General features: G+C 67.1%; 20 protein-coding genes. 10 read left to right on the top strand and 10 right to left on the bottom strand.

Features of this window, described 5'->3' with window-relative positions:
- Positions 1 to 34: 34 nt before the first annotated feature.
- The 3 genes from DIR46_RS13915 to DIR46_RS13905 are packed head-to-tail and all read left to right on the top strand — an operon-like array spanning position 35 to position 2,857.
- Positions 35 to 1,327, top strand: a complete 1,293-nt coding sequence (locus tag DIR46_RS13915) for an SDR family oxidoreductase (RefSeq protein WP_109345760.1) — start codon at positions 35 to 37, stop codon at positions 1,325 to 1,327.
- Positions 1,327 to 1,791 carry a DUF2269 family protein gene (locus DIR46_RS13910; protein ID WP_109345759.1) on the top strand — a complete coding sequence of 155 codons (465 nt, stop codon included), beginning with the start codon at positions 1,327 to 1,329 and terminating at the stop codon, positions 1,789 to 1,791. Before DIR46_RS13915 ends, DIR46_RS13910 begins: the two co-directional genes overlap by 1 nt.
- 40 nt (positions 1,792 to 1,831) lie before the next feature.
- On the top strand, positions 1,832 to 2,857 hold the full coding sequence (locus tag DIR46_RS13905) for a zinc-dependent alcohol dehydrogenase family protein (protein WP_109345758.1): 1,026 nt from the start codon (positions 1,832 to 1,834) through the stop codon (positions 2,855 to 2,857).
- Position 2,858: 1 nt separating this feature from the next.
- Here the strand turns inward: DIR46_RS13905 and DIR46_RS13900 are convergent, their stop codons facing one another.
- The 3 genes from DIR46_RS13900 to DIR46_RS13890 all read right to left on the bottom strand — a co-directional run bounded on the left by DIR46_RS13900 (position 2,859) and on the right by DIR46_RS13890 (position 4,532).
- Entirely contained in the window at positions 2,859 to 3,644 is a 786-nt protein-coding gene (locus DIR46_RS13900) for a glutaminyl-peptide cyclotransferase (protein WP_109345757.1), read from the bottom strand.
- Positions 3,645 to 3,711: 67 nt separating this feature from the next.
- The gene (locus DIR46_RS13895; RefSeq protein ID WP_229446255.1) at positions 3,712 to 4,074 is read right to left on the bottom strand and encodes a hypothetical protein; all 363 of its coding nucleotides are present in this window, start codon (positions 4,072 to 4,074) and stop codon (positions 3,712 to 3,714) included.
- Between the two features lie 113 nt (positions 4,075 to 4,187).
- Positions 4,188 to 4,532, bottom strand: a complete 345-nt coding sequence (locus tag DIR46_RS13890; protein WP_109345755.1) for a DUF6152 family protein — start codon at positions 4,530 to 4,532, stop codon at positions 4,188 to 4,190.
- Positions 4,533 to 4,675: 143 nt separating this feature from the next.
- On the opposite strand from DIR46_RS13890, the gene DIR46_RS13885 reads away from it, so the two are divergent.
- The gene (locus DIR46_RS13885) at positions 4,676 to 5,155 is read left to right on the top strand and encodes a GNAT family N-acetyltransferase (RefSeq protein ID WP_109345754.1); all 480 of its coding nucleotides are present in this window, start codon (positions 4,676 to 4,678) and stop codon (positions 5,153 to 5,155) included.
- On the opposite strand, the gene DIR46_RS13880 is transcribed toward DIR46_RS13885, so the two are convergent.
- On the bottom strand, positions 5,047 to 6,534 hold the full coding sequence (locus tag DIR46_RS13880) for an MFS transporter (protein WP_109345753.1): 1,488 nt from the start codon (positions 6,532 to 6,534) through the stop codon (positions 5,047 to 5,049). The genes DIR46_RS13885 and DIR46_RS13880 overlap by 109 nt on opposite strands.
- 49 nt (positions 6,535 to 6,583) lie before the next feature.
- A complete protein-coding gene (locus DIR46_RS13875) occupies positions 6,584 to 7,705 on the bottom strand; it encodes an ROK family protein (RefSeq protein WP_109345752.1) in 1,122 nt (373 codons plus the stop codon).
- 261 nt (positions 7,706 to 7,966) lie between these two features.
- Between DIR46_RS13875 and DIR46_RS13870 the strand changes: the two genes are divergently transcribed.
- The 4 genes from DIR46_RS13870 to DIR46_RS13860 all read left to right on the top strand — a co-directional run bounded on the left by DIR46_RS13870 (position 7,967) and on the right by DIR46_RS13860 (position 12,002).
- On the top strand, positions 7,967 to 10,333 hold the full coding sequence (locus DIR46_RS13870) for a TonB-dependent receptor (protein WP_205288978.1): 2,367 nt from the start codon (positions 7,967 to 7,969) through the stop codon (positions 10,331 to 10,333).
- Positions 10,334 to 10,337: 4 nt separating this feature from the next.
- Positions 10,338 to 11,477, top strand: a complete 1,140-nt coding sequence (locus DIR46_RS13865; RefSeq protein ID WP_205288977.1) for a YdcF family protein — start codon at positions 10,338 to 10,340, stop codon at positions 11,475 to 11,477.
- Positions 11,478 to 11,560: 83 nt separating this feature from the next.
- Positions 11,561 to 11,848, top strand: coding sequence for a hypothetical protein (locus DIR46_RS26600; RefSeq protein WP_162819511.1), 288 nt, complete (start codon positions 11,561 to 11,563; stop codon positions 11,846 to 11,848).
- Complete coding sequence (locus DIR46_RS13860) at positions 11,814 to 12,002, top strand: hypothetical protein (protein ID WP_109345750.1); 189 nt, start codon at positions 11,814 to 11,816, stop codon at positions 12,000 to 12,002. The genes DIR46_RS26600 and DIR46_RS13860 overlap by 35 nt, the downstream gene beginning before the upstream one ends.
- Here the strand turns inward: DIR46_RS13860 and DIR46_RS13855 are convergent.
- The 3 genes from DIR46_RS13855 to DIR46_RS13845 form a co-directional block, all read right to left on the bottom strand.
- Entirely contained in the window at positions 11,990 to 12,787 is a 798-nt protein-coding gene (locus DIR46_RS13855; protein WP_109345749.1) for an SDR family NAD(P)-dependent oxidoreductase, read from the bottom strand. The two genes, DIR46_RS13860 and DIR46_RS13855, sit on opposite strands and share 13 nt — an antisense overlap.
- Before the next feature lie 189 nt (positions 12,788 to 12,976).
- A complete protein-coding gene (gene nfsB / locus DIR46_RS13850; RefSeq protein WP_109345748.1) occupies positions 12,977 to 13,630 on the bottom strand; it encodes an oxygen-insensitive NAD(P)H nitroreductase in 654 nt (217 codons plus the stop codon).
- A 47-nt stretch (positions 13,631 to 13,677) separates the two neighbouring features.
- A complete protein-coding gene (locus tag DIR46_RS13845) occupies positions 13,678 to 14,685 on the bottom strand; it encodes a zinc-binding alcohol dehydrogenase family protein (RefSeq protein ID WP_109345747.1) in 1,008 nt (335 codons plus the stop codon).
- A 110-nt stretch (positions 14,686 to 14,795) separates the two neighbouring features.
- Here DIR46_RS13845 and DIR46_RS13840 point away from each other — a divergent pair, with 110 nt between their 5' ends.
- On the top strand, positions 14,796 to 15,719 hold the full coding sequence (locus tag DIR46_RS13840; protein ID WP_109345746.1) for a LysR family transcriptional regulator: 924 nt from the start codon (positions 14,796 to 14,798) through the stop codon (positions 15,717 to 15,719).
- On the opposite strand, the gene DIR46_RS13835 is transcribed toward DIR46_RS13840, so the two are convergent.
- Both DIR46_RS13835 and DIR46_RS13830 read right to left on the bottom strand, forming a co-directional pair.
- Positions 15,716 to 17,008, bottom strand: a complete 1,293-nt coding sequence (locus tag DIR46_RS13835; RefSeq protein ID WP_109345745.1) for a Xaa-Pro dipeptidase — start codon at positions 17,006 to 17,008, stop codon at positions 15,716 to 15,718. The two genes, DIR46_RS13840 and DIR46_RS13835, sit on opposite strands and share 4 nt — an antisense overlap.
- Positions 17,009 to 17,081: 73 nt before the next feature.
- Positions 17,082 to 17,699, bottom strand: coding sequence for a LysE/ArgO family amino acid transporter (locus DIR46_RS13830; RefSeq protein ID WP_109345744.1), 618 nt, complete (start codon positions 17,697 to 17,699; stop codon positions 17,082 to 17,084).
- Between the two features lie 92 nt (positions 17,700 to 17,791).
- On the opposite strand from DIR46_RS13830, the gene DIR46_RS13825 reads away from it, so the two are divergent.
- Complete coding sequence (locus DIR46_RS13825; RefSeq protein ID WP_109345743.1) at positions 17,792 to 18,685, top strand: LysR family transcriptional regulator ArgP; 894 nt, start codon at positions 17,792 to 17,794, stop codon at positions 18,683 to 18,685.
- Positions 18,686 to 19,028: the final 343 nt, after the last annotated feature.

The following is a 19,028-nucleotide window of genomic DNA, read 5'->3' as shown; positions in this document are numbered from 1 at the left end:
AATCCTCTTTTACTCGATGTGAAGGGAACAACGGATGCGGATTTTGCTGACGGGGGCAAGCGGTTTCATCGGGCAACATCTGCTGCAGGCGTTGCTCACCGAAGGCCACCACGTCGTGTGCGCGCTGAGAGCACCGGAAGCGAAGCTTCCGAAAAGCGATGACCCGCGCCTGAGCTATATCCACGCCGATTTTGCCAACAATACCGATAAATCGGCCTGGTCGGCGCGCCTGTCGCACGTCGACGCCGTGATCAACACGGTCGGCATCTTCCGCGAAAGCGGACGCCAGAATTTCGCCCGCCTGCACCGCGACACGCCGCGCGCGCTGTTCGCCGCCTGCGCCGAATCGCACGACGTGCAGATGGTGATCCAACTGTCGGCGCTGGGCGCCGACCGCGATGCCCAATCGCCCTACCACCTGTCCAAGCGCGATGCCGACGACTACCTGGCCGGCTTGCCGCTGCGCTCCTACATCGTCCAGCCCTCGCTCGTGTACGGCCGCGATGGCGCCAGCGCGCGCACCTTCCGCACCCTGGCCAGCATGCCGTTCACCCTGCGCTTCGGCAGCAAGCCGCAGCTGGTGCAGCCGATTCATGTGGACGACCTGGTGCTGGCCATCGTCGGCCTGCTCAAACACCGCCTGCCGATGATGCCGGGGGCCGGCACCTCGATGCGGGTGCCGCTGGTGGGGCCGCAGGCGATGCCGTTCACCGACTATCTCGGCCTGCTGAGAACAACCATGGGCATGGGGCGCCAGCGCGTGTTGACCCTGCCGGGACCGGTGGCGCGGCTGACGGCCGCCATCCTGCCCGGCACATTGATCAGCCGCGACGCGCTGCGCATGCTGGACCGCGACAACACGGCCGACGTGATGCAGACGGCGATGCTGCTCGGCCATCTGCCGCGCTCACCGAACGAGTTCATCGGCGACCCGGACGGCGAACGCGCGCGCGCCAAGCTCGGCTGGCTGCTGCCGATGCTCCGCTACAGCATCGCGGCGGTCTGGATCCTGACCGCGATCGTGTCGTTTGGCCTGTACCCGGTCGAGGCCAGCTACGCGCTGCTGGCGCGCACCGGCATTCCTCCCGACCTGCAACCATGGATGCTGTATGGCGCCGCCACCTTCGACCTGCTGCTGGGACTGGGCATCCTGTTGCTGGCGCGGCGGCGCTGGCTGTGGCTGGCGCAACTGGGCCTGATCGGCTTTTATACGGTCGTGATCGCGGTCAAGCTGCCTGAATTCCTGCTGCACCCCTACGGGCCGCTGACCAAGAACCTGCCGATGCTGGCCGCGATCTGGCTACTCTACCAACTCGAGGAAAAATGATGGATTACGTGGTGCTGAAGTGGCTGCACATCGTCTCGTCGACGCTGCTGTTCGGCACCGGAATCGGATCGGCCTGGTACATGCTGTTCGCCAACGTCAGCCGCGACGTGCGCGCGATCGCGGTGGTGGCGAAATACGTCGTCGTCGCCGACTGGCTGTTCACGGCCACCACCGCCATCCTGCAGCCGCTGACGGGCTTCTACATGATCCACCTGGCCGGCTATCCGCTGCACAGCAAGTGGATCATGTGGTCGATCGTCCTGTACGTGATCGCCGGCGCCTGCTGGCTGCCGGTGGTGTGGCTGCAGATCCGCATGCGCGACATGGCGGCGGAGGCGGCGCGTACCGATACTGCATTGCCGGTGCTGTACTGGCGTTATTTCAGGATCTGGGTGACCCTGGGGGTGCCGGCGTTCGCGGCGTTCATCGTGATTTTCTGGCTGATGGTGGCAAAGCCGATGTAGCGCTTGCCGCCACATTCATTTTTACTTGAAAGGAAGACCCATGCGGGCTTACCAAATTCTGCACGGCGCAAACATCGACGGCCTCCAGTGCATCGACTACCCCGAGCGCGACCTCGGCCTGGGCGAAGTACGCATCCGCGTGCACGCCGTCTCGCTCAACTACCGCGACCTGATGGTCGCCGGCGGCAACTACCTGGTCTCGGTCGAGGATCCCATCATCCCGTGCTCGGACGGCGCCGGCGAGGTGCTGGCGGTCGGTCCCGGCGTGACGCGGGTGCAGGTGGGCGACCGCGTGGCCGGTTCCTTCTTCCCGCACTGGCTGGAAGGCGGACCGACGCCGGACAAGGTGCGTCACGGCCTGGGCGGCGACATCGACGGCATGCTGGCCGAAGAAGTCATCCTGCACGAGGACGCGCTGGCCATTATCCCGGCCGGCCTGTCCTTCATCGAAGCATCCACCATGCCGTGCGCCGCGGTCACCGCCTGGAACGCAATCTTCGTCTCCAGCAACCACGTCAAGCCGGGCGATACCGTGCTGCTGCTGGGCACCGGGGGCGTCTCGATCCTCGGCCTGCAACTGGCGCGCGCGGCGGGCCTGCGCACCATCGTCACGTCGTCCAGCGACGACAAGCTGGCGCGGGCGCGCGCGCTGGGCGCCCACCACACGATCAATTACCAGGCGATTCCCGAGTGGCACGACGAGGTGCTGCACCTTACGCACGGCGTCGGCGCCCAGGTGGTGCTGGAAGTGGGCGGCAAGGGGACGGTGAACAAATCGGTATCGAGCGCCGCGATGGGCGGGACCGTCGCCGTCATCGGCGGCGTCAGCGGCTTCGGCGGCGAAGTCAATCCGGCCTCGCTGCTGGCCAGCGCCAAGCGCCTGGTGGGCATCTATGTCGGCAGCCGCGCCATGCTGGAGGACGTGATGCGCTTCGTGGACGTGAGCGGCGTCAAGCCGGTGATCGACCGCGTGTTTCCGTTCGGCCAGGCCCGGGAAGCGTATCGCCACATGGCGTCCGGCGCGCACTTCGGCAAGGTGGTGATCGACGTCACCGACCGCACCTAGATCAACGTCGAAGTTTGGGCACCAGCTCGATCTCGAACAGCTTGGGCCACAGCTTGCCGGTGACGAACAGGCGCTTGCCCTTGCTGTCCCAGGCGATGCCGTTGAGGACGGCGTCGACTTCCTTCGTGCCCCGCTGGTCTGGCGGCAGCAGCCCGGTCAGGTCGATCACCCCGAGCACCTTGCCGCTGTCGGGATCGATGCGGGCGATCAGTTCGCTGCCCCAGATGTTCGAATACAGCTCGCCGTCGACCATTTCCAGTTCGTTCAGGCGGTCGACCGGGCGGCCCTCGGCCGTCACCTGCACCCGGCTCAGCTCCTTCATCGTCTTCGGATCGAGGATGCGGATGAAGGAACTGCCGTCGCTCATGTACAGCTGCTTCGCATCGCTGGCCAGGCCCCAACCCTCGCCCTCGTACTCGAAGCTCTGCTTGAGCTTGAAAGTCTTGAGGTCGAACACATAGCCGACCTGCGAGGTCCAGGTCAGGCCGACCAGGCTGTTGCCCACCGCGGTCGAACCTTCGCCAAACACCTCCTTCGGCAAGTCGGCCTTCTGCACCACCTTGCCGGTCTTGAGCTCCACCTTGCGGATCGTCGAGCGGCCATACTGGCCGGTGCTTTCGTACAGATGGCCGTCGCGGTAGAACAGGCCTTGCGTGAAGGCCCCGGGATCGTGGGGGTAGGTGTTCTTGACGACAAAGCCATACACCGGCAGCGCGGCCTGGGCGGCGCCGGCGCTCATGCAGGCGATGGTGCAGGCGACGGCGAAGGTAGAGAACTGTTTGAGCATCGTGGTTGACTGAAAAAGCGGCAACAGACTGTAGCACGAAGGCTGCCGGTTCGCCGTCGAACGCGCGTCAGACATAGGCCAGCAGGCGCCCGCAGGCGATCACGGCGATCCAGAGCAGCAGCGACAGCGCCGCATGCAGCCTGGCCCAGGCCGGCGCGCCAGCCGGCCAGCCGGCGGCCCCGCGCCAGGGACCGGCATGGAAGACGAGGGCATTCACGCCGGCCGCCACGATCAGCGCCAGCTTGAGCAGGAAGACGTCATTGTCCAGCAGCTCGGGCTGGGTCGAGAACATCAGCAGCCCGCTCGGCACGATCAGCAGCAGGCCGAACCAGGACCATGGCAGCAGGTGGCGCGCCAGCCCCTGCACGGGAAGCGTACGGCCGAAGCCGAGCAGGCGCAGGTCGAACATCGCCGCCGCCCCCACCAGCACGGTGAAGCCGACGATGTGGACGATCTCGACGACCGGATACAGCCAGGCGCCGTCGCGCAGGGCCTGGGCCAGTGGCGTCGAGGCGGCCCAGGCGGCCGCATCCTTGATGACGCTCAGCGCAGCTCCGTGACCTTGTCGCCGACGGTGATGCGCTCGGCGCGCAACTCAGCGGACTTGCTGCGGTTGGGGTAGCCGTAGACGGTGACCTTGTTGCCTACCTCCAGCATGTCCTTGGCCAGGCCACGGTTCTCCATGCGGCCGGGCGGCGCCAGCACCACCAGCCAGGTCTTGTCGGCCGTTTTCAGGCGCACGAAGCCGTGGGGCTGCTGGTAACCGGATTCTTCGATGGTGCCGGTCAGCTGTTGAGGTTGCTTGGCATCGTATTCGCTCCACCCGTGATGGGCGGAAGCGGTGGCGACCACGATGGACAATACGGTGGCCAGGAGTGCGCGTTTCATTGTTTTCCTCCGGGTGAAGAAATCGATGATGCATGCGGCAAGCTTATCCCTGAACGAGAAACGACGCGCGCACGACTGCTCTGCGGGAATGGCCATTCCGCCCGGTGTAGTATTTAGTTATCGCCTTTATTCAAGGAAACACCATGTCATCGCGCCGCCCGGCCACCCTGGCCGACCTGTCGACATTGTGGGAATTGCGCACCCGGGCGGTCCGCGCCGGTTGCGCCGGCCATTACCCGGCCGCGGTGATCGACATCTGGTGCGCCGCCCCGGCGCCCGCCTCGCTGCCGCTGCTGGTCCAGGCCGGTGGCGCCGTCGTGGCGGAGGAAAACGGGCACATCGTCGGCTACGCCGTGCTGAACCTGGATACCGGCGAGCTCAATGCCGCCTTCGTCGAGCCGCGCCAGCAGCGCCGCGGCATCGCCTTGCAATTGCTGCAGCAGCTGGAATCGATGGCGTGCCAGCGGGGCCTGTCCCGCCTGTTCCTGTCGGCCTCGCTCAACGCCGTCCCGTTCTACGAACGCGCCGGCTTCGTGTCGCTGCGCAAAGAGTTGTATCCGCACCGTTGTGGGGTAGACCTCGCGTCGGTGTTCATGGAAAAGCAGCTGGCCCGGCCGTGCTGAGCCGCCTGCATCGCCTGGCCTGCACGCGCCAGGCGGCGCAGGCCGTTGACCCGGCGTACCCGGGCGTGCATCGTGTGGCCGATGTCCAGCCGCAGCAGCACCAGGATCGCGATGAACGAACCCAGTACCGGCGCGCCGAACGCCAGCACCTTGAGTGCCAATATGACAGCCGGCGTCTGGACGGCACCCGGCACGTAACCCAATTGCCCAAGCGTCCACCCGATGGTGGCCAGCGCGGCCGCCCCGCCCGCCTTGAGCAGCACCAGGATCGCCGCGAACGCCACGGTCTCGCGCCGCTCGCGATAGCGGAACTCCGAAAAGTCGACGATATCGGCCAGGATCCCCCAGGGCAGCATGCCCACCCCGGCCAGGCCGATGCCGGCCAGCGCCGCACATGCGAGCAGCAGGGCGCGCTGTTCGCCGGCACAGGCGAACAGGACGATGCCGGTGGCGGCCACGCCATGGCTCAGGGCCAGCAAGGTCGTCTTGTCATGGCGACGCACCAGCGCAATCCACAAGGTGGCGCCGGCGATGCCGCTCAGGGCGAGCGTCAGGAGCACCCGGCCGGCGAAACCGGCATCGTCCAGCACATACGTGCACAGGTAGAGCAAGGTCTTGGCGAACATCGGTATCGCGAAACCGGTCACCATGGCCACCACGGCGATGGCGCCGAACAGCCGGTCGGGCTTGGGCCACCAACCGAAGGCGGCGGCTGGTCGCGGAGCCGGGCCGCGCACCTGGTCGGCCGTGCGCGACGACCATGCAGCCATCAGCAGGGTCGCGCAAAACAGCACGCCGGCGCCGACGCCCAGCCATGCCATGCGCACCGGCGTCGCCTGGCCTTGCGCGACGTTCATCGACGGCGCGATCACGGTGGCGACGACGATGCTGGCGGTAGCGCTGAACAGGGTGCGGTAGCCGGAAGCGCGCCCGCGCGCGTGGCTGTCGGTCGTCACCCGCGCCAGCAGGCTGTTGTGCGGCACGTCGATCAGGGCGTAGGTGGCGCGCAGCAGCAGCAACAGGATGGCGATGAGAGCGAAGTGCTTCACCTGCAGGAGCGGCAGGGCGTACAGCGCCCCGAAGGCGCACGCACAGGGCAGGACGCATAGGGCAATCAGGCGCGGATAGCCGATGCCGCGCCGGTCGGCATGCGCGGCGAGCATCCCGGCGCCGATGTCGAACGCCAGGTCGCCCAGGAAAACGATCAGCATGAGCAGGCTGACCTCGCGTGCGGGCATGCCGATGACATCGGTCAGCAGGAACAGCAGCGTGACATCGATGCTGCCCAAAAAGATCGCCTTGCCGAAGTTGCCCGATGCATAGCCAACGACATGGCGGTCGTCATTCAGCTGGGCGGCGCATGCGCGAAAGTCTGGCATCCCGCGAGCATATCCGGCGCGGATGACAGTTTGATGTCAGCGCGCAATCCTAGCCCGCTACCAGCGTGGTCGCCGCATGGATCGGCAGCAGTGCGGCGCCCAGCGCGATGGCGCTGCCGCCCAGCGCCGAGATACGGATCTGCCCCGGCCGCTCGGGCGACCAGCACAGCGGCATCGCATTCAGGCGCTCGGCCAGGCGCTCCACCACCGAGGCCGGCAAGGGACTCGAGAACACCACGTCTTCCGGATCGAACCAGGCGATCGCACTGTTGACCAGCACTTCCAGCTGGCTGGCGGCGCGGTCGAGCCAGCCCTCGACGACCTCCTCGAAACCTGCAGTGAGCTCGTCGAAACGGGCCACCGACTCGATGCCGCAGCCGGCTTCGCGCAGCACCGCCAGCAAGTCCAGCGTGCTCGGACGCGGCAGGTGGCCGGGATAGAGCATCCCGATTTCGCCGGCCGCGCCGAATCCGCCCTTGACCAGCCGTCCATCCTCGATCACGCCTGCGCCGATGCCGTAGCCAAGCAGGATCACGACGACGGTGGATGCCTTGCGCCCGGCGCTGCTCAGGTAGTACTCGGCCATGGCCGCCGCGTTGGCGTCATTCTCCAGCAAGACCGCCGTGCCGAGCGCCTCGCCCAGCATCTGCCCCAGCGGCACGTCGTTCCAGCCGGGCAGCTCTTTCACCGTATGCCACGAATCGCCCGTGCGCGAGCGCGGCGAACCGGGCAAGCCCACGCCGATGCCGAAGAAGCGCTGGCCCAGCAAACGGTGCCGTACGCCGAGTACGTCGAGATGCCCTTGCACGATGGCGGCGAATTCGACGGGGCTTGGCGTGCCGATCTGCTCGCTGACCAGCGCGATGATCTCGCCCGAGAAGTCGACCAGGGCGATCTCCAGCACCCCCTTGTGGACCGTCGCGCCGGCTGCGAAACCACCCTGCGGCGAAATACCGAGCGGGATGGTCGGCCGGCCGCGCGTGGGCGCCTCGAGCGCTTCCCGCTCTTCGATCAGGCCGAGGCTGATCAGGTTATGCGACAGCTTGGTCAGTGCCGAGTTGCTGACCTGGAGAGAGAGGGCCAGTTCCGTGCGTGGCATCGCTCCTTTCGTGCGCAGATGCCAGAGCAGGCGTTTTTCTTCCGAGAGCAGGTGCAGGCGTGCCGCCTTCATCGTTCCAGCCTTGTCGCGTGAATTTTATTTATTTTACGAGTAATAAATAATCCGGTCAAAAACGGTCCTTATGCTCGCCCTGTTGACTTTATCCCTACAGGACGATTCCATGATCAAGACAAGAATGACGCTCGCGCTGCACTGTGCACTCGGCGCCCTGACCGTACTCGGCCCCTGTGCCGCAGCCCAGGAACCCTCCGCTGTGGTGGCCCCCCGGCGCCGGCCGCGAGCCCGGATGCCGACGCCGCCACCGGCGCCCAGGTGGTGGTGGTCACCGGTTCGGCGCGCCCGCAGCGCCGCTTCGACGTGTCGTATGCGGTCAATTCCCTGTCGCAGGGCGACATCCAGAAGCTGGCGCCGCTGAACATGGCCGACCTGCTGGGCAAGATGCCCGGCATCCAGGTGGAAGCGACCGGCGGCGAAGTGCAGAACGTGACCCGCGTGCGCGGCATCCCGACCGACGACGGCTATGCCCTGTTCCAGCAGGACGGGCTGCCCCTGATGACCGAGATCAACGGCTTCTTCTTCCGCGGCGACAGCATGAACCGCTACGACCTGATGACCAGGAACGTCGAAATCGTGCGCGGCGGCCCCGCGCCGATCTATGCCAGCCAGGCCGCCGCCATCGTCAACAACACTACCGTCACCGGCTCCGAGAAGACCATGGGCAAGGCCCGGGTCACGGTCGGCACCACGGGCCTCAAGCGCCTCGACGCCTACCAGTCGGGCAAGATCGACGACAAGACCTATTACGCCGTCGGCGGATTCATTCGCGAGGACGACGGCCATCGCGACAACGGCTTCCCGAACGACCGCGGCGGCCAGATCCGCGCCAACATCAAGCGCGTGACCGACAGCGGCACCTGGAAGCTGAGCGCCAACTACCTGAACGACCACAACGCCTTCTACCTGCCGATCCCGGTCTCGGATCCGCGCAATCCGGCCGTCTCGCTCGACCGCTACATCGATTATTTCGACGGGACGATGAATTCGCCCGCCCTGCGCAGCGTGCCGCAGAAATACCTGGACGGCGCCGGCGTCCTGCAGACCGAGACGCGCGACCTGGCCGACGGCCGCCACCTCGAATTCGGCAACCTGGGCCTGCAGTACGAGGGCGACCTCGGCGCCTGGCAGCTGTCGGCCAAGGCCGGCGCCACCCGCGGCAAGCTCGAGTTCGACGCCTTCTATTCGACTTCCAACCCGGCCGACGCGACCACCTTCGCCAACGGTTTCCTGAACTCGGCCAGGGCTGCCTTCGGCCCGGTCGCCCGACTGGGCTATGCGGTCGCCGGCAGCAAGGGCGCGCAAGCCTACGATCCGGCGCAGGATTCCGGCCTGGTGATGCAGGGCCAGTACCGGGCGCTGGGCGCCACCTTCTACTCGCACCAGGCCGACGTCAACCTGACGCGCACCTTCGCGACCGGCATCGGCAGCCACGACGTGAAGGCCGGCTTCTACGCCAGCGCCTACGGCACCACCAGCAAGTCGGTCTACAACGACATGCTGATCGAAGTGAAGGGCCGCCCGCGCACCCTCGACCTGGTGGCCTATTCGGACTCCGGCGCGGTGCTCGGCTCGGTCACCGACAACGGCGTGCTGCGCTACACCACGACCCTGAACCAGGGCGACGTCGAGGCGCGCATGGGGGCGCTGTACCTGAACGACACCTGGACCGTGAACGACCAGCTGCGCCTGGACGCCGGCGTGCGCACCGAGCGTTACCGCTACGACGGCTACGCCTTGCTCACCGCGCAGGCCAACCTGGGCGACCGCGCGACCCTGGCCGACGACACCACGCGCCGCTTCACCGGCGCGCGCCAGTCGCACGTCCACAAGCCGCGCACCACCAACTGGACCCTGGGCGCCAACTACGATTTCACCCCGAACCTGGGCGGCTACGCGCGCGTGTCGCACCTGGAAGTGCCGCCGACGATGAACGTGGCCTCGTCGGTCGACCCGCTGGTGCTGACCACCAAGGCCGACCAGTACGAGGTCGGTGTCAAGGCCACCCTCGGCCGCTCCTACCTGTATGTGACCGCCTTCCGCACCAACTTCGACCCGCTCAACGCCTCGTTCGTCGCCTTCAACCCGGTCACCGGCCGCAACGACCAGACCGTGCCGTTCTACGGCAAGGCCGTGGTGCAGGGCGCCGAGGCCGACGGCGCCTGGCACGTAACCGACCGCTTCGTGGTGAACGCCTCGCTGACGGTGCAGGAACCGGAGTACCGCGACTTCGCCAGCGCCACCGGCGCAGATCCGTCGCGCATCATCGGCAACCAGCTGATCCGCCAGCCGAAGGTGTTCGGCAACATCCGTCCGAGCTACAGCTTCAACCTTGGCGGCAATGCGGTCGACGTCTACGGCAGCGTGGCCTACATGGGCAAGCGCTACGTCGACTTCTTCAACGCGACCGAGCTGCCTTCGTTCCACACCATCGGCGCCGGCGTGACCGTGACGCGCGGCGACTGGCAATTCCAGCTCACCGGCGACAACCTGACGAACGAAAAAGGTCTCACCGAGGGCAATACCCGCACCGACGCGCTGGCGGGCCAGGGCAATAGCGTGGCGATCTATGGCCGTCCGGTGTTCGGACGAAGTGCGCGCTTCTCCATCAGCAAGGCTTGGTAACACGATGATCAAACATCTCATGCTCACGGCAGCGCTGGCTGCCGCACTTCCCCTGCACGCCGCACAGGCGGTCGACCGCCACTGGTCGCTGATGGCGGGGCGCATGTTCCCGCTGGTGACCTCGATCCAGCCCGAGCGCGCGCCGGCCGCCCTGGTAGCCGTGCTGGAGCAACGCAGGAAGCGCATCGACGCCTGCGAGCTGGCGCCCAAATGCCTGCTGCTGGCGGCCACCTGGACCGATGCCGACATGGATGCGGTGGCGGCGGCCGTGCCGGCGGCCGGCAAGCCGCCGGGCATGGCCGACGACGGCGCCAGGGCCCAGGTGGCGCGCGAACTGCGCGGCCTGAACGCCGTGCTGCAGACCTACGGCTTCGGCGCGCAACCGCGCTATCCGATGATCGACGGTCCGATCGAGAAGACCGACGGCGCCGGCTTCAAGGCCTCGGTCGCGGACGCCATCTGGCTGGCCGACGCCGGCAAGCGCGACCCGGCGGTGCGGCTGGACCCCAGCATCGCGCTGGCCATCGCCCTGATCGACGCCAACGATCGGCGCGACGCGGTGCTGTTCGAGCCGCTCGACCAGGCCCACAACGGGGCGCCGTTCGCGCTGGCGAAGAAGACCGACTGGCAGCGCTACAGGTACTCTGCGATCATCATTCCCGGCGTCGGCCCCGAGAATCCGGCGCTCTCGATCAGCGCGCGCAGCAAGCTGCACCTGCAACTGGCCGCGCGCCGCTTCGCGCAGGGCGACGTGGCCTTCATCATCACCAGCGGCGCCGCCGTGCACCCGAAAGGATCGACTTATGTCGAGGCGGTGGAGATGCGCAGGACGCTGGTCGAACGCTTCGGGATTCCCGCCGAGCGCATCGTGATCGAGCCCTATGCGCGCCACACGACGACCAATCTGCGCAACGCCACCCGGCGCCTGCACGCGATGGGTGCGCCGCTGGACAAGCCGACGCTGATCGTCGCCAACGCCAGCCAGAGCCGCTACATCTCGAGCCCCGAGTTCGCGGCCCGCAATCCGGCGGAACTCGGCTACGATCCGGGCGCCATCGGCACGCGCCACTCGCCGTACGAGGTGGAATTCACGCCGTCGGCGCGCTCGCTGCGCGTCGATCCCTGGGATCCGCTCGATCCCTGAAACGCGATTCATGCAAGAGGAATGGACCGGGGCGCCTGTGCAGGCATACACTCGGCCATTCCTCCACTTCGTCCAGACCACCGATGCACCGTTTCTCGGCCACCTTGGGAATCGCGCTTGCCGCCGTCCTGTCCCACCCGTCGGCCCATGCCGCCTGCGACGACTATCCGCAGGAACTCGCCACACGGGTCAGCGCCGACCAGGCCCTGCGTGCACGACTCGACTTCAGCCGGATGAACGATCCAGACCAGAAGACACTGATGCAGCAAATGGGCATCGTCGACCGTGCCAATACGGCTTGGCTGAAAGCATTGTTCGAGCAATGCGGTTTTCCGGATGATGGCGCCGTCCGAGCAGCCCTGCAATGTTGACTTCAACTCGATGGACGACCGCGAGAAAGTGGAAGCGCGGCGCCCAGCCCTGGGACTGCCGCCGCTCGACATCTACAAGGAGATCGTCCTGGAGAATTCGAACTGCGCGCCGGTCAAGCAGGACGGCAATACCGCGCCAGATCAGACGCTGTAGCGCGACGCCGGCCTGGTATGCGACAGGTTCGGCCCCAGCGCGCGGCGGGCGCTTTCAAATGCGTCCCAGTCGGCGCTGTCCGGCAGGGCCGGGATGGTGATGACTTCTCCCTGATCCAGACCGGCGAGGGCGGCGTCGACCATGTCGTCGACGCGCATCACGATCTCTTGCGGCAGGTGCGCGACCGGTACCCCGGCGTGGTCCCAGAATTCGGTGGCGGTGGCGCCCGGCAGCACGGCCTGGACCCGGATGCCCTTGCCGCCCACTTCGTGCTGCAGCGACTGGGTGAGCGCCAGCACGAAGGCCTTGCTGCCGCCGTAGGTGCCGTTGAGTACCTCGGGAGCGACGGCCGCGATCGACGAGATATTGATGATGGTGCCCTGGCCGCGCGCCACCAGGCGCGGCACGATGGCGCGCGTCAGGCGGGTCAGCGCCGTCACGTTCAGCGCGATCATGCGGTCGAGATCGTCGACGCTCGAGTCGAGCATGCTGGCGGTGGCGCCCAGGCCGGCGTTGTTCAGCAACAGCGTGATCGACGCATCGCTTGCCAGGCGCTCTTCCACGCGGCGCAGGTCGGCGCCTTGCGTGAGATCGGCGACCAGGATGTCGACCTTGCGGCCGGTCTCGGCGCGCAGCCGGGCGGCGACCTGCTCGAGGCGCTGCTGGTTGCGCGCCACCAGCACCAGGTCGTAGCCGCGTTCGGCCAGACGTTGGGCGTAGCGGGCGCCGATGCCGGTCGAGGCGCCGGTGATCAGGGCGGTGGTGGCTTGTGCGGTCGTGGTCATGTCGTTCTCCCTGGTGTTTCGTTGTCGATGGAAACAGTCTACGCAGACAAAACATGGCCTGTTGGTCATATATCCCTCAATTTGAGCCATCGTGCATGTGACCGAATCCGAGGGCTGGACGCAAAAAAACGGCGTGCATCGCTGCACGCCGTTTTCACGAACCACCCGCAGGTGGCGACAATCACGCGATCAGATGAAGGTGAACGTCGCTTCCTGCGCCAGGCGCGATTTCGGCAGGCCGGCATTGAAATCGCTTTCCGACGAATAGCCGAAGCTCACCAGCACCAGGCTGGTCAGGCCCTTCGCGTTCAGGCCGAATTCCTCGTCCAGGATCTTCTGGTCGAAGCCTTCCATCGGGGTCGCGTCGATCTCGAGCGTGGCCGCGCCCAGCAGCGCGGTGCCCAGCGCCAGGTAGACCTGCTTCTCGAGCCACTGCGCCACGTCCTTGCCGCCGAAGCGGTGCTGGTTGACGTAGCCGCGGCGGGCGCCGTCCTGGCCGGCGCGCGCGGCGGCGTCGCGGAAGCGGCCATCGCGTTGTTCCTGGTCCAGCAGCGCTTCCAGGTGCGCCTCGTCCATGTCGATGCGCGAGCACAGCACGATCACGTGCGAGGCATCATTGATCTTGGCCGCGTTGTAGGCATAGCCGCCCTGCGCCGCCTTGGCGATGCGCGCACGGCCTTCCGGCGTGTTGGCGACGACGAAGTGCCACGGCTGCGAGTTCACCGACGACGGGCTGCTGCGCAGCAGGTCGTACACCTGCTGCATTACTTCTTCAGGGATGCGGCGCTCCGCATCGTAGGCTTTGGCGGTATGGCGTTTTTGTGCGGCCGACAGGATATTCATGGTGCTCCTTCCGATATTGAATGCGACGATCTTAAGCGATCTGCGCCTTAAAAGTTCTCGAGCACGATTTTTCCGATCGCGCGGTTGCTCTCGATGAGGGCATGGGCGCGGCGCAAATTGGCGGCGTTAACCGTGCCGAAGTGCTCGCCCAAGGTGGTGGTCAGGGTGCCGTCCTCGACCATCGCGGCCACCCGGTTCAGGAGCTCGTGCTGGCGCACCATGTCGGCCGTCTCGAACATCGAGCGGGTGAACATCAGTTCCCAGTGCAGCGAGATCGACTTGCGCTTGAGCGGCACCGCGTCGAGCGTGGCCGGATCGTCGATCAGCGCCAGCTGGCCCTGCGGCGCCAGCGCGTCGATGATGTCCTGGTAATGGCGGTCGGTGTGGGTCAGGCTGATCACGATGTCGACGTTGGCCAAACCCAGCTCTTCGAGCTGCGGCTGCATCCGGCGGGTGTGGTCGACCGTGTGGTGGGCGCCCAACCTGGTCACCCATTCGCGGGTGGCGTCGCGCGAGGCGCTGCCGATCACCGTCAATCTGGTGAGCCGGCGCGCGAGCTGGGTCAGGATCGAACCGACGCCGCCGCCGGCACCGATGATCAGGAGCGACTTGCCTTCACCGCCGCCCTCCGGCACGCGCAAGCGATCGAACAGCAATTCCCAGGCCGTGATCGAGGTCAGGGGCAGGGCGGCCGCTTCGGCGAAGCCGAGATTCGCGGGCTTCCTGCCGACGATGCGCTCGTCGACGGCCTGGAACTGGCTGTTGGAGCCGGGGCGGACGATCGAGCCGGCATAGAACACCTCATCGCCCGGCGCGAACAGGGTCACGTTGGCGCCGACGGCGCGCACGATGCCGCTGGCGTCCCAGCCCAGCACGCGCGGCTCGCTGACGGCAGAGCCCAGGCGGATCTTGGTGTCGACCGGGTTGACCGAGACGGCGCGCACTTCGACCAGCAGGTCGTGCGGGCCGGCCAGCGGCATGGGCAGCTCGGTGTCGACCAGGGCCTGCGGGTCGTCAATGGGCAGGCCGTGTTGGGTATAGACTATCGCTTTCATTTTCTTCTCCGGGAATAAAGTGGGGGCAATACGGTGACAACGATTCTAGAGAAGAGCCGGGCCGCGAAACAGCGCCACGGCAGGGTTTCACTTTCACTGTGGGAAAGAAAATGATCCGTCTCGACGACCTGTCGCTGTTCGTGCGCGCCGCCGCCCTGGGCAGTTTTTCACAGGCCGCGCGCGAAGTGAACCTGCTGCCCGGCCAGGCCAGCGCGGCGATTCAGAGGCTGGAACGCGAACTCGACGTCCGCCTGTTCGCGCGCTCGACGCGCAGCCTGCGCCTGACCGACGAGGGCAAGCGCTACCTGCCTTTTGCCCAGGATGCGCTGCAGACGCTGCGCGATGGCCACGACGGCATGCGCGGCGAGAATGCGTCCCTGTCCGGCACCCTGCAGGTGGCGGCGCCGTCCGACTTCGGCCGCAATGTGCTGCTGCCGTGGATCGGGGAGTTCCGGCGCGCGCACCCGGGCCTGGACATCCAGATGCTGGTGTCGGACCAGGTGGCGGACGTGTTCCGCGATCCGGTCGACATCGCGCTGCGCTACGGCCAGATCGACGACGCCAGCTTCATCGCGCTCCCGGTGGCGCCGGAGAACCGGCGTGTGCTGATCGCTTCTCCCGCTTACCTGGAACGGCACGGCCGCCCGCAAACGCTGGCCGAGCTGGCCTCGCACGCCTGCCTGGCCTACCGCCTGCGCGGGCGCATCTATGACCGCTGGTGCTTTCCACTGCCTGAAGGAGACCAGATGGTGCAGGTCAAGGGATCGCTGGTCAGCGACGACGCCGACGTGGTGCGGCGCTGGGCCGTCGCCGGCGAAGGCATCGCCTATAAATCCTGGCTCGACGTCTGCGCCGACGTGGCGGAGGGAAGGCTCGAGGTGGTCTTGTCGGAAATCCCCGGCGAAGCCACCCCCTTGAACCTGGTGTGCCCGCACCGCAAGCAATTCTCGCCCGCGGTGAAGCTGTTGCATGCGCTCGTGAAGGAACGCTGCGCTCCGCTGCTGGAACGCCTGGAGCGCCTGGGTGGCCGTTAAAGCGCGCCGCCCTTGACGATGGCGCCGCCCTGGATCACGACCGCCGGCGCTTCCAGCAAGGTGACGTCGACAAGCGGATCGCCCTTGACCGCCACGATGTCGGCATAGCGGCCCGGCTCGACCACGCCGACGTCCTTGCGCGCCAGCGCCTCGGCCGCGTTGACGGTGGCGGCCTGGATCGCCTGCAGCGGCGTCATCCCGTACTGGACCATGACGGCGAACTGCTTGGCGTTGCCGCCGTGCGGGTGCACGCCGGCGTCGGTGCCGAACACCATCTTGACCCCGGCCGCATGCGCCTTCCTGAAATTCTGGCGCTGCCGTTCCGTCACTTCGCGGTCCTTGCGCAGATTATCTTCCAGCACGCCGTTCTTTTTGCCTTCAAGCGCGGTATAGGTGCCGTTGTAGATGTCCATCGACAGCCAGGCGCCGTGCTTCTTCGCCAGCGCGATGCCCTCGTCGTCGATCAGGCTCGCATGCTCGATCGTGTTGACGCCGGCGCGGATGGCATCCTTGATGCCGGCCGCGCCGTGGGCGTGGGCCGCCACCTGCAGGCCCCACTGGTGCGCTTCTTCCACCGCGGTGCGCAGTTCGGCCAGGGTCATCTGCTGCTGGCCCGGTTCGGTGTTGCGCGAGAAGACGCCGCCGGTGGCGCAGACCTTGATCACCTGGGCGCCGTACTTGCGCAGTTCGCGCACCGACTTGCGTACTTCGTCCGGGCTGTCGGCGTTGTACTTGTTCTTTTCTTCCATCGACGGCGGGAAGTAGGTGCTGTCGCAATGGCCGCCGGTCGCGCCGAACGACCAGGCGGCCGGCACGATGCGCGGGCCGCGCACCTTGCCGGCGGCGATCGCCTGGCCCAGGCCGACGTCGTTCCAGTCCGAGGCGCCCAGGTTGCGCACGGTGGTGAAGCCCGCGTCGAGGGTCTTGCCCGCATGGGCCACGGCCAGCGCCGACCAGAAGCGGTCGTTGTATTCGAGGCCCTTGTAGCCGCCATAGGTCGGGTCGGCATCGAGGTGCACGTGCATGTCGATCAGGCCGGGCAGCAGGGTCATGCCGGGCAGGGCGATGCGGGTCGCATCGGCGGCGGCCGGCGTGGCGGCATCCGGCTTGAGGCTGACGACCTTGCCGTCGCGCACCAGTATCTCGGGGTTCTGGATCATTCGGCCGCTCTTGACGTCGAGCAGGCGGTCGGCGCTGATGATCACGTCGGCCGCGTGGGCGGCATGGACGGAACACAGGCCGGCGGCGGCCAGGCACAGGGAGAGGGCGTTCAGGGTCAAGCGGTTCAAGCAGCCTCCGGGCGGTGAGATGGGCAAATGGCAACTTTACACCGGACAACATCTCACCGACCCATTTTTTTGCTTAGCTGTCTATCAGCAGCAACGCCGCCAGCACCAGCATCATGGCGCCGGTGAGCGCTTCGAACACGCGCCACACTGCCGGCCGCGCCAGCACCGGGGCGAAGCGCTGCGCACCGACGCCGATCGCCGCGAACCACAGGATCGACGCCGTCATGGCGCCCAGCGCGAACGATCCACGCTGCTCGGCCGCCAGGCTGCTGCCGACGGCGCCCAGCAGCACCACGGTGTCGAGATAGACGTGCGGGTTGAGCAGCGACAGCGCCAGCACGGTCGCCAGCGCCGCGCCGAGGGTCTGGGCCTGCGCCGCCGGGTCGGCCGCCAGCGAGGCGCCGCCGCGCAGGCTGCTGCGCCAGCAGCGCAGGCCATACCAGAGCAGGAAGACGGCGCCGCCATAGCGCGCCACCGACGTCAGGAGCGGCGAGGCCTCGATCAGGGCGCCCAGGCCGGCGGTGCCGGCGGCGATCAGGATCACGTCGACGACGATGCAGGTGACGACCGTCGGCAGCACGTGGCGGCCGCGCACCGCCGTGCGCAGCACATGGGCGTTCTGGGCGCCGATGCCCATGATGAGGCCGGCGCCCAGGCCCAGCCCCTGTAGATAAACCTGATGCGAGAACATGGCCGCCTCCTTTGGTAAAGGCGCCACTATCCCAGCCCGGCGGGCAGGATTCAATTATATTAATGATTATTCAAGCTACTTAAGAAAAACTAATGACGATCGATCCCCGCCGCAGCGCCGCCTTCCTGGCCGCCATCGATTGCGGCAGCCTGGAGGGCGCCGCGGCCCAGCTCAAGGTGACGCCGTCGGCGATCTCGCAACGCATCGCGGCCCTCGAGCAGGAGCTGGGCACGCCGCTGCTGGTGCGCAGCCGTCCCTGCCGCCCGACCGCGCCCGGCGCGCGGCTGCTGCAGTACCTGCGCCGCTCGACGCTGCTCGAATCGGAATTTTTGGCCGGGATGAAGGACGACCCCGGCCCGGCGCGGGTCGCGCTGGCCGTCAACAACGACACGCTGGCGACCTGGCTGCTGCCGGTGCTGGCGCCCATCCTCGATGCGGAAGGGCTGCTGGTCGAATTCGTCCTCGACAACCAGGGCCATACCTTCGCGCTGCTGGAAGGCGGCCATGCGGTGGCCTGCATCTCGGGAGAGACCGAGCCGATGCGCGGCTGCAGCGCCAGCCCGCTTGGCGTGATGCGCTACCGGATGGTGGCTTCTCCGACCTTCGCGCGGCGCTGGTTCCCGGCCGGGATGACGCGCAGGGCGGCCCAGCGCGCGCCGCTGGTGGTGTTCGACCGCAAGGATGCGATGCAATCGGCTTTCCTGCTTACCCATTTCGGGCTGCCGGACGGCGCCTATCCGTTTCACTACGTGCCGGCCAGCGATCCCTTCGTGCACGCGGTGCGCTACGGCATGGGCTACGGCATGCTGCCGGAAGAGCAGTGCGGAGCGTTTCTCGAGAATGGCGAACTGGTCGACCTGGCCCCGGCCTTGTACCACGACGTGCCGCTGTACTGGCACGCCTGGCGCATTCAGCCGCCGCGGCTGGAGCGCATGGGAACGGCGCTGGTGAAGGCCGCGCGCGGCGTGCTGCTGCCGCTCGCCTGAGCGACCGGAAACCACTGCGCCACGCCCCACAGCAGCCCGGGAACCAGCAACAGGTGCAGCGGCGCGAACGGCGGCAGCCGGTCGAGCAACAGGGCGAAGGTCCAGGGCGTAGGTCCAGGGCGTGGCGAGGGGCAGTATCTGGTTGACGTCGTAGGCGGCGCTGGCGCGCGCGAGGCGCAGGTAGGTCGATAACGGCAGGGCAGGCATGGCGGGCTCCCGGTCGGACGATCCGCCTGGTGCTGACACGGGCCGGGCTGGCCCATCGTGCGCGCAATAAAAAAGGGCCGGTTGTCTGCGCAACCGGCCCGTTCGGCCTTACGGCTGGTAGGAAGTCAGCGAACGA

It is taken from the genome of Massilia oculi, from assembly GCF_003143515.1.
GTDB classification, from domain to species: domain Bacteria; phylum Pseudomonadota; class Gammaproteobacteria; order Burkholderiales; family Burkholderiaceae_D; genus Telluria; species Telluria oculi.
The sequence above is the reverse complement of the archived record's forward strand: the minus strand, read 5'-3'. Positions and strand labels throughout refer to the sequence as shown.